Source organism: Flavobacterium segetis (genome assembly GCF_900129575.1).
Taxonomy (GTDB): Bacteria; Bacteroidota; Bacteroidia; order Flavobacteriales; family Flavobacteriaceae; genus Flavobacterium; species Flavobacterium segetis.
The window spans coordinates 110,696-126,481 of record NZ_FQWE01000011.1 but is presented as its reverse complement, the minus strand read 5'-3'; the positions used below and the strand labels follow the sequence as shown (position 1 = coordinate 126,481).

10 protein-coding genes are annotated in these 15,786 nt (G+C 32.1%); 6 read left to right on the top strand and 4 right to left on the bottom strand.

Translation table 11 applies throughout. The annotated features are described in order from the left end of the window. Positions 1–667 precede the first annotated feature (667 nt). Complete coding sequence (locus tag BUA99_RS13935; protein WP_072993664.1) at positions 668–1,339, bottom strand: DUF4294 domain-containing protein; 672 nt, start codon at positions 1,337–1,339, stop codon at positions 668–670. Between the two features lie 81 nt (positions 1,340–1,420). Here BUA99_RS13935 and BUA99_RS13930 point away from each other — a divergent pair, with 81 nt between their 5' ends. The 6 genes from BUA99_RS13930 (at position 1,421) to BUA99_RS13905 (ending at position 10,931) form a co-directional block, all read left to right on the top strand. After that, a complete protein-coding gene (locus BUA99_RS13930) occupies positions 1,421–2,509 on the top strand; it encodes a M42 family metallopeptidase (protein WP_072993661.1) in 1,089 nt (362 codons plus the stop codon). Between the two features lie 69 nt (positions 2,510–2,578). Beyond that, complete coding sequence (locus tag BUA99_RS13925) at positions 2,579–3,259, top strand: response regulator transcription factor (RefSeq protein WP_072993658.1); 681 nt, start codon at positions 2,579–2,581, stop codon at positions 3,257–3,259. Continuing rightward, the gene (locus tag BUA99_RS13920; RefSeq protein WP_072993655.1) at positions 3,256–4,617 is read left to right on the top strand and encodes a HAMP domain-containing sensor histidine kinase; all 1,362 of its coding nucleotides are present in this window, start codon (positions 3,256–3,258) and stop codon (positions 4,615–4,617) included. The genes BUA99_RS13925 and BUA99_RS13920 overlap by 4 nt, the downstream gene beginning before the upstream one ends. 532 nt (positions 4,618–5,149) lie before the next feature. Next, entirely contained in the window at positions 5,150–6,232 is a 1,083-nt protein-coding gene (locus tag BUA99_RS13915) for an efflux RND transporter periplasmic adaptor subunit (protein WP_072993652.1), read from the top strand. A 28-nt stretch (positions 6,233–6,260) separates the two neighbouring features. Beyond that, positions 6,261–9,479: an efflux RND transporter permease subunit gene (locus tag BUA99_RS13910; RefSeq protein ID WP_072993649.1), complete on the top strand. Its 3,219-nt coding sequence runs from the start codon at positions 6,261–6,263 to the stop codon at positions 9,477–9,479. Positions 9,480–9,497: 18 nt separating this feature from the next. Then, positions 9,498–10,931, top strand: coding sequence for a TolC family protein (locus BUA99_RS13905; protein WP_072993646.1), 1,434 nt, complete (start codon positions 9,498–9,500; stop codon positions 10,929–10,931). A 435-nt stretch (positions 10,932–11,366) separates the two neighbouring features. Here BUA99_RS13905 and BUA99_RS13900 read toward each other — a convergent pair whose 3' ends face one another. From BUA99_RS13900 to BUA99_RS13890, 3 genes are all read right to left on the bottom strand, one after another. Continuing rightward, positions 11,367–12,320, bottom strand: a complete 954-nt coding sequence (locus BUA99_RS13900; protein WP_072993643.1) for a phosphoribosylaminoimidazolesuccinocarboxamide synthase — start codon at positions 12,318–12,320, stop codon at positions 11,367–11,369. A gap of 257 nt (positions 12,321–12,577) precedes the next feature. Continuing rightward, a complete protein-coding gene (locus BUA99_RS13895; RefSeq protein ID WP_072993640.1) occupies positions 12,578–14,926 on the bottom strand; it encodes a S9 family peptidase in 2,349 nt (782 codons plus the stop codon). Positions 14,927–14,928: 2 nt separating this feature from the next. Beyond that, entirely contained in the window at positions 14,929–15,774 is an 846-nt protein-coding gene (locus BUA99_RS13890) for a Cof-type HAD-IIB family hydrolase (RefSeq protein WP_072993637.1), read from the bottom strand. Between the last annotated feature and the right edge of the window lie 12 nt (positions 15,775–15,786).

Sequence of the window (15,786 nt, the reverse complement as noted above, 5' to 3'; positions counted from 1 at the left end):
TCGCTTCTACAAGCTTTTTTTGTGACTATTTTTAAGATTTGTTCAAGATTGTTTTTAAATGGTTGTAAACGTACAACTTGAAAGTGAAGTTTTTTTCTCAACACAAACACTTCTTTGACTATTTGATAAAAAATACTGTAATCTTTATTCGAATAGCTCGTTTTTGACCATTTAATTATTCTCGTTTATACACTCTGATCTGCTTTAAATAAACATACTATAGATCCGGCGTGCAATTTTATCATTTTATGCTAAGCCTTAAAGCCACCACATTGATACAAACGCTAGCTATACGCAAGCTCAACACTCATATCATGGAAAAGGGTTACATCTGATAAATAATAATTTTAAAAGTATACATTTTATAAAACTAAAACGTCCCAAGGCTTTGAACCTTCTCACTGCTTTCAAAGTGAAAATAGCCTGATGCGTAAAATTTTAAAGATCTGTGACTACAACGAATTCCTGAGCTTATAGGTATTCAATAGCCGATTTAAATTATACCATCTCTATAAAGGTTTACTTTATGTTGACAATCGCGGCTCGCGTTAGGGATAGCAGTGAAAAGCCCACAGCAAAGATATGAGCCCGGCACTAAACATAAAAGTGTCCATTACCAAAGAAGATAATGGACACTTTTATATTTAGTGAAACGCACAAAGCTAAATTAAGTGCCTTTTTGAGATTTAGAAATCCAAAATTCATTGAGATTTTCATAATCAATAGGCAATACCGTTTTTTGATTTTGTAATCTTCCGGATTCAAATGCACGTGTTAATATGGTTTCTATTAAATAATCCTCGTTAACCTCGTAAGGCGCATATTTCGTTTTTAGGTTTATGTCGAACACACTCGCGGCGGTATTAGACCAAAATGCTTTCCAACCACTTTTCAAAGTTTTAACCAGTTCAAAAGTTGTTTGGCCGGTTTGTCTATGAATTAATTTTACTAGTATTCGTCCTTGACTTCGGGAAAGTTTTTTAAGCTTAGCTTCAAATTCATTATTTAGATAAGCTTCGACAATATTAAAGTACTTTTTTTTCTCTCTATTAGTTTTCAAATTAAGCATCCCTTTGTTAAGATTTATCAGTCTTTCAGAGGCTAATTTTGCGTAAGGATAGGTAACATAAACTCGGTTTTGAAGAATTAGAAATTGCTTTCTAGCCTCTGGATTCATTTTTTCTTTCAAAATTAAAATCTCAGGAAGCTGAATTGTATCATTTAAAATATAATTCTCGTCTAATTCGAAATCTATTTTCGTAGTATCTTGAGGTATAACCTGAGCATTAATTGTAAAAAGACTGAAAAGAAAAAACATGACGAATTTAAGTAATTGCATAAGGTAATTTTTTATTGTCAAAATTAGAAAATATCAACGCAACTGTGATGCCAAATTTATAATTTAGCAAAAAAATATTTTATGAGCACAAAATCGATATTAAAAGAATCTTCTATTACATTTTTAGAGCAATACTTAAACAATGCCTCTCCAACCGGGTTTGAAGCAGAAGGCCAAAAATTATGGATGGAGTATTTAAAACCGTATGTTGACACTTTCATAACCGATACTTACGGAACTGCAGTAGGTGTTATAAATCCAGATGCACCTTACAAGGTAGTAATTGAAGGTCATGCCGATGAAATTTCTTGGTATGTAAATTACATTACTGATGATGGATTGATTTATGTAATTCGTAATGGTGGTTCTGATCACCAAATCGCACCATCAAAAAGGGTTAACATTCACACTAAAAACGGAATTATAAAAGGAGTTTTTGGTTGGCCTGCCATTCACACTCGCAATAGAGCGAAAGAAGAAGTTACTAAAGTAGACAATCTTTTTATTGATATTGGTTGTGAGACAAAAGACCAAGTAGATAAAATGGGCGTTCACGTGGGTTGTGTGATTACCTATCCTGATGAATTTATGATTTTGAACGAAAATAAATTTGTTTGTCGCGCCATTGATAACCGTATGGGAGGATTTATGATTGCTGAAGTAGCGAGATTGTTACATGAAAACAAGATCAAATTACCTTTTGGTTTATACATTACAAACTCTGTTCAAGAGGAAGTTGGATTGCGTGGTGCCGAAATGATTACAAAAACTATTAAGCCTAATGTTGCGATTGTAACTGATGTTTGTCACGACTCCACTACTCCAATGATTGATAAGAAAATTGAAGGAGAAACTAAGATAGGGAAAGGTCCAGTTATTACTTACGCTCCTGCCGTTCAAAACAATTTGAGAGAATTAATTATAGAAACTGCCATGGCAAAAGAAATTCCTTTTCAAAGATTAGCTTCATCTCGTGTAACCGGAACGGACACTGATGCTTTTGCTTACAGTAATGGCGGAGTTGCATCAGCATTAATCTCATTGCCATTGCGCTATATGCATACAACTGTAGAAATGGTTCACCGTGATGACGTAGAAAATGTAATTAAACTAATTTATGAAACGTTATTGAAAATAGAAAACGAGGAAACTTTTTCTTATTTTAAATAAAAAACTGTTTAAGAGTTAATTTGGTTATTCGCTTAACCGATTAACCAAATTAACCAATAAACAATTGCTATGAAAATTCTGTTACTCGAAGATGATTTTACTTTATCTAAAGAAATTGCAAGTTTTTTTGCATCTAAATCTTTTGTATGTACACCTTATTATGATGGGTTATTACTTTTAAAAAAATACAATCCTAATGCATACGATTTGATAATTCTGGACATCAACGTTCCTGGAAAAAATGGTATCGAAGTATGTAAAAGTATTAGAGAAGTAGATAAAAAAACACCCATTATTATGTTGACTGCCTTTAGCGAAATTGAAGATAAACTTTCTTCTTTCGAAAATGGTGCCGATGATTATTTAGTTAAACCCTTTCATTTTGATGAATTATATGCCCGAGTTTCTTCGCTATTAAGGCGAAAAGAAATTCCACAACAAAACAAAGAAAAAATTAGTATTGATGATTTAGAAATTTTTGAAACGGAAATGAAAGTTTTTAGATCTGGTCTAGAAATAAAACTGACTCCAAAAGAATTTAAACTTCTGCTGATACTGGCTAATGCTAATGGAAACGTCGTTTCGAAACAGTTTATAGCCGAAAAATTATGGGATTACCATATTGAAACCAATCAAAATACAATTGAAGTTTACATTAACTTTTTGAGGAAAAAAATTGACAAAGACCATCCTGTAAAATTAATTCACACCAAAATTGGGTATGGATATTATTTAAAAGAGTCCGAATGACACTAAATAACAGAATATCACTTATTGTAAGTTTGCTTTTTACAGTCTTATTTGGCTTAGCTTCCACGTTGATATTTATTCTGTATTCTAATTTTAGAAAAGAGGAATTTAGAGACCGTCTTGAAATCAAAGCACTTTCTAACAGAAAGTTGTTTGTTAATGTTAAAAATATTGATCAACAATTATTAAAAAAGATTGACCATAATACTATGGACAAACTCTACAATGAAAATACTTTAATTTTTGATTCTGATTTTAATTTAATATACAGCACTATTGATGATGTAAAAATCAGTTGGTCTATAGCTGATTTACAGTATTTAAAAAAACATAAAACACTTTTTAGACAGAAAGGAGACTTTGAAGTTTATGGTATGCTTTATGACACTGACCATAATGATTATTACACCTTAATAGCTGCTAAAGATGATTATGGGAACCGAAAATTACTGTACCTGCGTTTTATTTTAATTATATCATATTTACTTTTTACAATAATTTGCTGGGGTTTGACTTCATTTACTGTCAAAAAATTAATGCTTCCATTGAGCTCTTTTCATCAAAAAATAAGAAAAATTAACGAAAATAATCTTGACACCAGAGTTGAAATCAAGAGTACTAAAAACGAAATAGATTTAATTGCTACTGAATTCAATTTTATGATGGATCGAATTGAAGATTCTTACCAAAAACAAAAAGAATTTACAGCTCATGCATCACATGAATTACGTACGCCATTATCCAGAATTACTTCACAAATAGAAAATAATATTGCTCTTAAAGAAACGGATCCTAATAGTAAGGAATTCTTAACTAATATTTTAAGCGACGTAGATCACTTAACAGAATTGATTAATTCCCTATTAATTCTTTCTAAATTAGAAAATAAAAAATACGAGAATAGAGAAATTTATAGATTAGATGAAATTCTTTTTACAGCCATCGAAAAAGTAAATAAGTTATTTCCAGATTTTATTATTCTATTCGACATCGAAGAAGACGAAAATTTAGATTCCCTTTTAGAAATTAGTGGAAACAAAAAATTATTAGAAGTTGCTATTACCAATATTTTAAAAAATGCTTTTGCTTATTCTGATAATCAACAAGCCAATGTCAAAATTCACGCGAGTGGAGAACAATTGATTATTTCGGTTTCAAACACTGGAAAAACATTGACTGAAAAGGAACAAAAAAATATTTTTCAACCTTTCATGCGTGGTCAAAATGCAAAGGGAACTTCAGGTTTTGGCCTTGGTTTACGTATTGTACAACGAGTACTTACATTGCATAAATCAAAAATTACCTATAGTATTCCTGCAAAAAACACTAATTTATTTCAGCTAATATTTCATATTTAAGTGCCAATAATTATTCTTTATATATTTTGTGTAAAATTTAATTTTAAAACATTAGGCAAATAATACCCAACAACTTTATATTTTAATCCTATTCGATTTGGGAAAAATTCAGAGAAGCAAGATCTTTTGTGTTTTTGATAGTATTCAAAACAGAACATTATTTTATTTTCAATTGTTAGATTGTTTTTTTCCCTTTAAATACATTTAGTTCCACATCTAACAATCCTTTGTTAGAATTTCTATTTACAACTTTTAAAAAAGCAAGTTTTTAAGCCTTTTTTAAGGTCAATCTTAAGCTATCTTAAAGCCACTCTATAGCATCTTTGTACCAAATAAAACAAAGGTCCAATGGAAACTAAATCCTCTACTCTAATAACTGCATTTGAAAATCAACATACGATTGATTTAAATGCTCCAAACACACATCCATTTTTCATACTCTTTAGAATTTAAATTAATATTCAAACTGAGCTGCTAAGAATATTTTCTTAAATTTTTCTTTTAACAATACAACACAATAAATAATCAAAACATGAATAAAACTGTAATACTTATTGGCCTTTGTGCCATAATGAATTTAACAAGTTGCAAATCTGATGTAGAAAAAGAAGTTGAAATATCAGAATTTACGGTTACCTCTCCTGTAATTAAAGACACCACTTTTACGAAAGAATACATCGCACAAATACAATCAATACAGAATGTAGAACTTAGAGCTCAAGAAAAAGGGTATTTAGAAAACATTTATGTAGATGAAGGTAAAACTGTCAAAGCGGGTCAATTATTATTTAGCATAATGCCAAAATTATATGAAGCTGAATTTTTAAAAGCCAAAGCAGATTATAAAATAGTTCAGATTGAATATCAAAATACTAAAGTTTTAGCCGATAAAAATATTGTATCAAAATCAGAATTAGCAATGGCTAAAGCAAAATTAGAAGAAGCGAATGCCGATTTATCGCTGGCAGAAACGCATTTATCATTCACAAAAATTAAAGCGCCTTTTGATGGAACTATTGACAGAATTTTATTCAAAAAGGGAAGCTCGATAGATGAGGGAACTGTTTTAACAAAAATATCAAATAATAAAGAAGTCTATGCTTATTTTAATATGTCGGAAGTAGAATATCTAAATTACAAATCTCGTGCAACTAAAGACATCAATAACAAAGCTACTTTATTATTATCTAATGGGGAACAACATAAATATCCAGGACAAATTGAAACTATAGAAAGTGAATTTGATAATAATACGGGAAACATTGCCTTTAGAGCAAAATTTCCAAATCCTGAACTATTACTAAAAAATGGAGAAACTGGAAAAGTAAGATTAACTATTCCAATTAAAAATGCACTATTAATTCCACAAAAAGCAACCTTTGAAATTCAAGACAAAATATATGTTTTTGTTATGGATAAAAACAATGTTGTACACTCTAAAACTATTGAAATAAAACAACGATTATCTAATGTTTATATCATAAAATCAGGATTATCTGCAGATGATAAAATACTTATAGATGGACTTCAAACGGTAAAAGAAGACGAGAAAATCAAACCTAAAATGGTTTCTGCAACATCGATTTTCAATAGTTTAGAATTAATCAAACAATAGATAAATTTAATCCGATAAAGTAACTATTATGTTTAATAAATTTATTCAAAGACCTGTTCTTTCTATTGTCATTTCGCTTATCATCGTGTTTTTAGGTGGATTAGCATTGATTCAATTACCAATTACGCAATTCCCATCTATTTCACCACCAAAAGTTAATATTGTAGCCGAATATCCGGGTGCCAATGGCGAATTGATGGTTAAATCTGTAGTAATTCCGTTAGAAAGAGCCTTAAACGGTATTCCAGGAATGAAATATATCGCTTCGGATGCTGGTAATGATGGTGAAGCTTCCATTCAAGCGGTATTTGAATTAGGAACAGATCCAAATATTGCAGCTGTAAATGTTCAAAATCGTGTCGCTGCTGTTGTCAATAAACTCCCTCCAATTGTGGTGCGTGAAGGTGTGAAAATTACACGTGAAGAATCTAATATGTTACTTTACATCAATTTATATAGTAAAGATCCAAAACTAGATGTGAATTTCCTATATAATTATGCCGATATTAATATGCTTTCAGAATTGAAACGCGTTGACGGTGTTGGGTTTGCTGATGTTTTAGGAGATAGAGAATATTCTATGCGTGTTTGGTTAAAACCCGACAGAATGTTGGCTTACAAAGTATCGTCAGAAGAAGTAATGAAATCACTAGACGATCAAAGTTTTGAAGCATCACCAGGAAGATTAGGAGAAAGTTCAGGGAAGAAATCGCAAGCATTTGAATATGTATTAAAATATCCAGGTCGATATACTACTAAAGAACAATATGAAAATATTGTAATTAGATCTACTGCTAACGGAGAATTACTCCGATTAAAAGATATCGCTGAAGTCGAATTTGGAAATGCATATTACAATTTATATTCCAAATTAAACGGAAAACCATCGGCAGCCATTGTGATCAAACAATCGTACGGAAGTAATGCCAGCGATGTAATTAAGAATGTAAAAAAGAAACTAGAAGAAATTAAAGGCGAATCCTTTCCAAAAGGAATGGATTATGAAATTGGATACGACGTTTCTAAATTTCTAGACGCTTCTATCGAAAAAGTAATTCACACTTTAGTAGAAGCATTTTTGCTAGTTTCACTAGTGGTTTTTGTATTCTTAGGCGATTGGCGTTCTACATTAATTCCTGCTATTGCAGTTCCCGTTTCGTTAATAGGAACGTTCTTTTTCATGCAACTGTTTGGAATTACAGTTAACTTAATTACTTTATTCGCATTAGTTTTAGCAATTGGTATTGTGGTGGATGATGCCATAGTCGTCGTCGAGGCCGTTCATGCAAAAATGGAAGAATTTCATGTCAATGCATTGGAAGCTACAAAAATGGCTATGAAAGATATTGGAGGTGCTATTATCGCCATTACCTTAGTCATGGCAGCTGTATTTATTCCAGTTTCATTCATGTCGGGTCCTGTTGGAATTTTTTACAGACAGTTTTCGGTTACCATGGCTACGGCAATTATTTTGTCAGGTATAGTAGCGTTAACCTTTACACCTGCTTTATGTGCTATGATGCTAAAAAACGTACATGGAGTTCCTAAAAAAGACACGGTGTTAAATAGATTATTAGCTAAATTCAATAATTGGTTTAATGGTTTACAAGGTAAATACCAAAAATTAGTTACCCTTATTGTGAACAGAAGAGTGATTACGGTATTGGTACTATTAGGATTTTGTTTGGGAACATATTTATTAAGTTCAACTGTACCTTCTGGATTTATTCCTAATGAAGATCAAGGTTTATTCTATGCTGTTATACAATCGCCACCTGGATCAACTTTAGAAAGAACGGATGAAATTGCAGATCAACTACAAAAAATTGCTTCTGGAATGGACGAAGTAAAATCAGTTTCAACGATGTCAGGTTATGAAATATTATCTGAAGGTACTGGATCTAATACAGGAAGTGTCTTGGTAAATCTAAAAGGTTGGGACGAAAGAAAACACACGTCTCAACAAGTAATGGATGAATTAGAAGAAAAATCAAAAAATATAAAAGGAGCCACTATTGAGTTTTTCCCACCTCCTGCTGTTCCTGGCTATGGTGCTGCTGGTGGATTTGAACTTCGAGTCGTAGATAAAATTGGTACGGGCGATTTCAAAAAAATGGAAAAAATAACTAAAGATTTTGTCAAAGAATTAGGTAAAAGACCCGAACTCTCGTCCGTATTTACTTTTTATAGTGCCAGTTTTCCACAATATATGTTGAAAGTGGATAATGATAAAGCACAACAAAAAGGAGTTTCAATATCCGATGCCATGGATAATTTATCCACGCTTATAGGAAGTAATTATGAAACTAGTTTTATAAAATATGATCGTCAATACAAAGTAATGGTTCAGGCTTTGCCACAATACAGAGCAATGCCTGAAGATGTTTTAAAATTATACACCAAAAATGATGCTGGAGAAATGGTTCCTTACGGCGCATTTATGACCGTTGAAAAAGTATTTGGTCTTTCTGAGATTACCAGACATAATTTATACAATGCCTCTGAAATAAGTGGTGGTCCTGCTGCTGGTTATAGTAGTGGAACAGCGCTAAAAGTAGTTGCTGAGGTAGCCAAACAAACATTACCAAAAGGATTTGGAATCGAATGGGCCGGAATTTCTATAGATGAATCTAGGCAAGGAAATCAAGCTATTTATATTTTCCTGATCTCTTTAATATTTGTTTATCTGGTCTTATCGGCACAATATGAAAGTTTTATGTTGCCTTTACCAATAATTTTATCGCTACCAGTCGGTATTTTTGGAGCCTTCTTTTTACTGAAAGTATTGGGATTAGAAAACAACATTTACGCTCAAATTGCCATGGTTATGTTGATAGGTATATTAGGTAAAAATGCGGTTTTGATCGTCGAGTTTGCCGTACAAAGGCACGCCGCAGGACTCACCGCAATGCAAGCTGCCATCGAAGGAGCAACGGCTCGATTGCGTCCTATTTTGATGACTTCTTTTGCTTTTATCGCTGGATTAATTCCGTTGGTTTTTGCATCGGGACCTGGAGCTGTGGGTAACAGAACTATTGGTGCCGCTGCTGCAGGAGGAATGCTATTTGGAACTATTTTCGGTGTAATTATTATCCCAGGATTGTATTATATGTTTGCAAAGATCTCAGAAAAACATATTCTGATAGAAGGAGAAGAAGAAGGAACATTGACAGAAGGTTTTAGAGATTATCTAAAAGGAATCTTCAAGATTGTAAAAAGAAAAAAGAATAAAAAGAATGATCTTTAATCTTAGAAATTTAAGAAAATGAACGTACTAAAAAATTATTACAAAATAGGACTTATAGCTCTTTTTATAACATTTACGAGTTGCAAAATGCTTGCTCCTGTTGAAAATATAGAAAAACCAGAATTGCCAGTAGCTTTCGTAGATTCAAAAGACACTATTAATTCCAGTGCTATTAAATGGAAAAGCTTTTTTTCTGATAAAAATCTTCAAAGCTTAATAGATACAGCACTTACTAATAATATAGACTTACAAATGACCTTGCAAGATATAGAAATTGCGAGAAATGATATTAGAATAAAAAAAGGCTTGTTATTACCAACTGTTTCTGGAGGTTTAGCTGTTGGGACTGAAAAAGTAGGTCGTTATACAAGCACCGGTGCTGGTGATGCTTCAACAGATATTACTCCGGGACATGCCGTTCCGGAAACGCTAAATGATTTTTCATTAGGCATTCGTGCCAGTTGGGAAGTTGATATTTGGAAAAAATTGCGGAATTCTAAAAAGGCTGCGGCCACGCGTTACCTCGCTACTGTAGAAGGCAAAAATTTTGTTGTAACCAATTTGGTTGCTGAAATTGCCAATTCTTATTATGAATTACTTTCTTTAGACAATCAATTTGACGTGATTAAAGAAACAATTCAGTTACAGAAAAATGCTTTGGAGATTGTAAAAGTCCAAAAAGATGCGGCAAGAGTGACTTTATTAGGCGTAAGAAAATACGAAGCAGAAGTTTTAAATTCTGAAAGTTTAGAGTTTGATATTAAACAACAAATTAAAGAAAATGAAAACAAAATTAATTTTCTGTTAGGACGTTATCCGCAAGCGATTGTGAGAGATAAAACAGTTTTTGAAAGTCAAGTTCCAACGCAAATCAATTCAGGGATTCCATCACAATTATTGGCTAATCGTCCTGACATCAAACAAGCAGAATTAGAGTTATTCGCTACTAAATGCGATGTAAAAGCCGCTCAAGCTGAATTTTATCCTTCGTTTTCCATTTCAGGAGGTTTAGGTTTTCAAGCTTTTAAACCGTCATTCCTTTTTACAACACCAGAATCGCTAGCATACTCATTACTTGGAGAGTTAACGGCTCCATTAATAAATAGAAATGCGATAAAAGCCGAATTTAATAAGGCGAAAGCGTATCAAGTTCAGGCAATGTACAATTATCAAAAAACAATTTTGAATGGCTATGTCGAAGTGTCTAATGAACTATCGAATATTAAAAACTTAGAGCAATTGTATGCTTTAAAAAGAAAAGAAGTAGAAGTTTTAAATAGTTCTATAACGATTTCTAACGATTTATTTAGATCTTCCAAAGCGGATTATTTTGAAGTTTTGATGACACAACGAGATGCGCTATCTTCAAAATTAGAATTAATAGAAACTAAAAAAAGACAATTTAATGCGGTGGTAAATGTTTATAAAGCACTAGGAGGCGGATGGAATTAATGTAATTGGAATAAAAAAAGAAATTGTGAGCATTCAGAGAATAATAGCATGAACTTTTTTGGCTAAAGCCACCTAAATTACTCAATTCTATTACCCCAGCTAAAGCTGGAGCCAATTCAATCTTTTGGTAACATACTTCCTGCAACGCGGGAGCTAATTCAATTTTTTAAAATAAATTACAGTTAAAGCTCGAGACAATTCAACTTTATGAAAACAGAATATATTGAGTATTTATTAAAAAACTAATAAAAAATTAATTGTAGGTTGATAAAACGTGTCATTATTTGTTTAATGATGCCTTTTTGAATATAAAAAAAGGATTAAAACTGTGTTTAATAAAACATAGATTTTCTTATTCGGATACCAAAAAAACCGCAATTCTACTTTAGAATTGCGGTTTTTCTTTTCTGAATATTCTTTTCTCTTTTTTCTAAATTATCTCTTAGCTAAATACGCTACAACGTTCTTTTCAATCCGTTCACTGATATTAGAAATATCAGCTTTTACGAATTTCTCTCCAAGGATATTCTCGTATAATTCAATATATCTTTCTGAAACGGTTTGAATGTACTCGTCCGTCATATTAGGAATTTGTTGTCCTTCTAAACCTTGAAAACCATTTTCTATCAACCAACGACGAACAAACTCTTTTGACAATTGTTTTTGCTCTTCGCCTTTATGTTGTCTTTCTTGATAACCTTCTGCATAGAAATAACGGGAAGAATCTGGTGTATGAATTTCGTCAATCAAAACAATAACTCCGTCTTTCGTTTTTCCAAATTCATATTTGGTATCCACCAAAATCAAACCGCGACTTGCAGCAATTTCAGTTCCTCTTTGAAACAAAGCTCTAGTGTATTTTTCTAAAACTAAATAATCTTCTTCGGTAACAATTCCTTTTGATAAAATAGCTTGTCTAGAAATGTCAGCATCGTGCTCGCCATTATCCGCTTTTGTAGTAGGAGTAATAATGGGTTCTGGAAACTTGTCATTTTCTTTGAGACCTTCAATCATTTTCACTCCGCAAATTTCTCTTTTACCAAGAGCGTATTCTCGTGACGCATGACCAGATAAATAACCTCGAATAACCATTTCTACTTTAAACGGCGTACATAAATGACCTACGGCAACACTAGGATCTGGCGTAGCAATTAACCAGTTAGGAACAATATCCTGAGTCAGCTCCATGAACTTCGTAGCAATTTGGTTTAGAATTTGACCTTTGTACGGAATTCCTTTTGGTAAAACAACATCAAAAGCTGAAAGTCTATCAGTCGCAACCATTACTAAAAGATCATCATTTATATGGTAAACTTCTCTTACTTTACCTCGGTAAACTGATTTCTGATTTGGAAAATTAAAATCGGTTGTCGTTATTGTGTTATTCATTTTCAGTTGTTGTGTTGTTGTTTTTTTGCAAAAATAGGTTGTTTCGAATAGATACACAAAATTGTTGAAACTTTATTCAGAACAAACAAATTAAATGTTTTACCGCAGATTTGCTGATTTAATCTTCAACATTATAAGTATAGCTCGAGTTTATAATTACTAATCAGCAACAGATTTTATATAATAGAAAGGAATATAATTTTACTTAGATAAATCTGTGAATCTGCGATTAATCATTTTTTTTATCGAAAAAAATGCTACTTTTTCAAAAGCGTGCTATTGAACAAATCTAGGATTCGGCTGTATTCATCTACCCATGAGTACGTTTCTTTAAAACCATGCGCTTCCACAGGAAACGATGAAAGACTCCAGTTTTTCTTTCCTAATTCTATAAAACGCTGTGACATTCGAACAATATCTTTATACTCTACATTATCATCGACCATTCCATGAAGCATTAATAAATTCCCTTGCAGATTATCAGCAAAATAGATAGGTGAACTTTTTTTGTAAGCATCTGGATCTGTTTCTGGGAAATTCAAAATGTTTCCTGTGTATCCGTGATTGTAATGTGCCCAATCTGTAACTGAGCGTAATGCAGCGCCCGCAGCAAATTCTTTTGGTGTAGTTAACATTCCCATCAAGGTAATAAATCCTCCATAAGAACCGCCATAAATCCCTACTCTACTAGCATCAATTCCTAAATTTTTAACTAAATAGTTTTTTCCATCTATTTGATCCGTCAAATCTTTTCCACCCATAAAGCGGTAAATTCCTGTTCTAAAATCACGTCCATATCCATCACTGGCTCTATAATCAATATCAAGAACTGTATATCCTAAATCAGTCAATGCGTTATGAAACATGTATTCCCTATGGTAACTACTCCAATAATTATGAGCATTTTGCAAATAGCCCGCACCGTGGACAAAAATTATCGCTGCTTTATTGGCACTACTGTTTTCTGGTTTATATAATCGAGCATTTACATTTATTCCGTCTTGAGCTTTAAAACTAATTACTTCTGGCTCACGCCATCTATAGGACTTAAAAGCTTCGGTCGTAGAAGTCGTTATTTGATTAAGCGATGTGTTGTTTTTATTGGAAGCCGTAAACAATTCCCAAGGTTTGTTTTTATAAGAATAGCGAACCAGGAGTGTATTTTCATCAGGAGACAAAGTTACCTCGTGTGCTCCATCTTTTGCCAAAATTGGTTGTAAGATACCATTCGCAATTTCAACTTTATAGAAATTTCTGTTTCCAGGATGTGTTGTATTGGTGGATAAGTAAAATGATTTCTTATCTTTTGCCAAATTTACACCACGCACTTCCCAGTTTCCTGAAGTAAGTTGCACTCTCTTTTTTGACTTTAGATTGTAGGTATATAAATGAGAATATCCAGTAGCTTCTGACTGAAAATAAATAGTTTCATTATCACCTAGAAATCCTAGTGTTCCTTGTCCAAATGAGCTAGAAGGAATACCAGGCCCGCCTATCCACGCTTCGTCATGTTGATGTTCTATTTCCTGAAAAGTACTATTTTCTAAATTTAGAACAACGATCCAGCGCTCCTTGTTGTCTTGACTTCTAATTTCTGAAACAGCGTAAGAACCATTTGCATTATATATAGGTTCTTGAACAACAATTAATTTATCTTTTTTTTCTACTGTTTTTGATTTTTCATAAGATTCAAAATATTTAGGTATATCTTGAATATGGCTTAGCGTAGAAAAATTCACAAAAGAAACAGAGTCAGTAGCAATGTTGTAAATACCAAATTTAGTTGGAATTAAATTTGAGATAGAGACTTTGGATTTAGTATCTTCAATTTTATTGTAACCATCGACAGTGATAAAGCGCTCCATTTTTTCGTTTTTTCTTTCGGAATCTTCAGTCAAGCGGAAGGTTACAAATTTTCCCTTTGGATCAACTTTTAGGTTACTTAAATTATCCTTTCCATAAAAGTAAGGTTTCGGAAAATCAGATTTTGTTAATTTAGCTGCGGCTAAATTCCACTTTTTTAATGCCTCTTCATCTCTTACAAATTGAAATAATTCCTTTTGTTGTGTTTTTAGAAATGAATCTTTTTCCTTAGCAACTTCATCAGCTTTTCCTTTTCTAAAATTTGTAAGTTGAATAACTGAACCTTCATTTGTGTTAAACTCAAATGCATTGTCATTTTGTCTAAAGTGAAGTACGCCTACAGCAACACCTATTTGTAAGTTGGAAATAGGATTAGTCTGCTGATACAACTTTTTAGAAACTTGATTTTTTATTGAATAAGAAAATAATCTACCTTTATCTACATAATAAAATAAATCAGGATTTGACGTTTTTTTAAAATCTAATTTAGAAAAAGCAGCTTCAATAGGCGAGGTTAATTCTGGCTTTGACAATCCTTTTTTCCAATAATAAGTACTTGTTCCCAAATCATTATTTGGATTCCAGTCGAAATAAATTTTTTGACCATCTAAAGACCATCTTTCATTTTCTGGCTGTTCGCCGATGAAAGTATTGCCTTTCATTATTTCCTCTAATTTTAGGGATTGACCATGAATTATTACTGAAAATAAGACACATAACGATAAGAATAATTTATTACACATATTTAGTTTGTTGTTTTTTGATTAAGCTTTTTACATTTGAGAATTATATTTTCAGAAAGATATTTCGCAACTCCATCTTCATTATTTGATAAAATTATTTCGAGATGAGGCAATTGATTTTTCAAACTATGCGGAGCATTTGCCATAATCAACGACTTTCCCGTTGCTTTGAGCATCTTTTCGTCATTAAATCCATCACCGAAGGAAACAGACTGCTCAAAAGTAGTCTTTTCAATTTCTAAAATTTTAGCAATTGCATAACTTTTGTCCACTTCTTTGTCCATAAATTCTAAACAAAAAGGCAGACTAAAAGCGTGGTTGAATGTTCCAGCGTGCTTTTCTAAAATTTGATTTCTTAAAACCAATAATTTTTGGTGATCATGATGCGTAAAAAATACTTTTATTGCACTAAAATCAACCAAAGTTTTAAAATCTACTAATTCAGGATGGTAATTTACCTCAGGTTGGAACTCATTTAATTTTTCATTGTTTTTGTTAGTTTGCCAAACATTTTCTTTAAATAATACAGTTGTAATCTCATCATCAATTTCTAAAGATAAAATAGATTTAACAGTATCACTTTCCATGTCAAAAGAGAAAATAAGCTCATTTTCAGGATAATGTATACGTGCACCATTTGAAGTGACTAAATATAAAGGAACGTCCAAACCTGAAACAAGAGGTTTTGCATCTAAATGATGACGACCCGTGGCTACAATTATTATAAAATTTAAGCGGTGTAATTCTTGAAAAACAGTTTTAGTGTAGGATGAAATTTTATGATTAGAATTCAATAAAGTTCCATCGAGATCTGTAATTATTACTTTAAAATTATCTTTTAAAATCATTTATTTATGTAC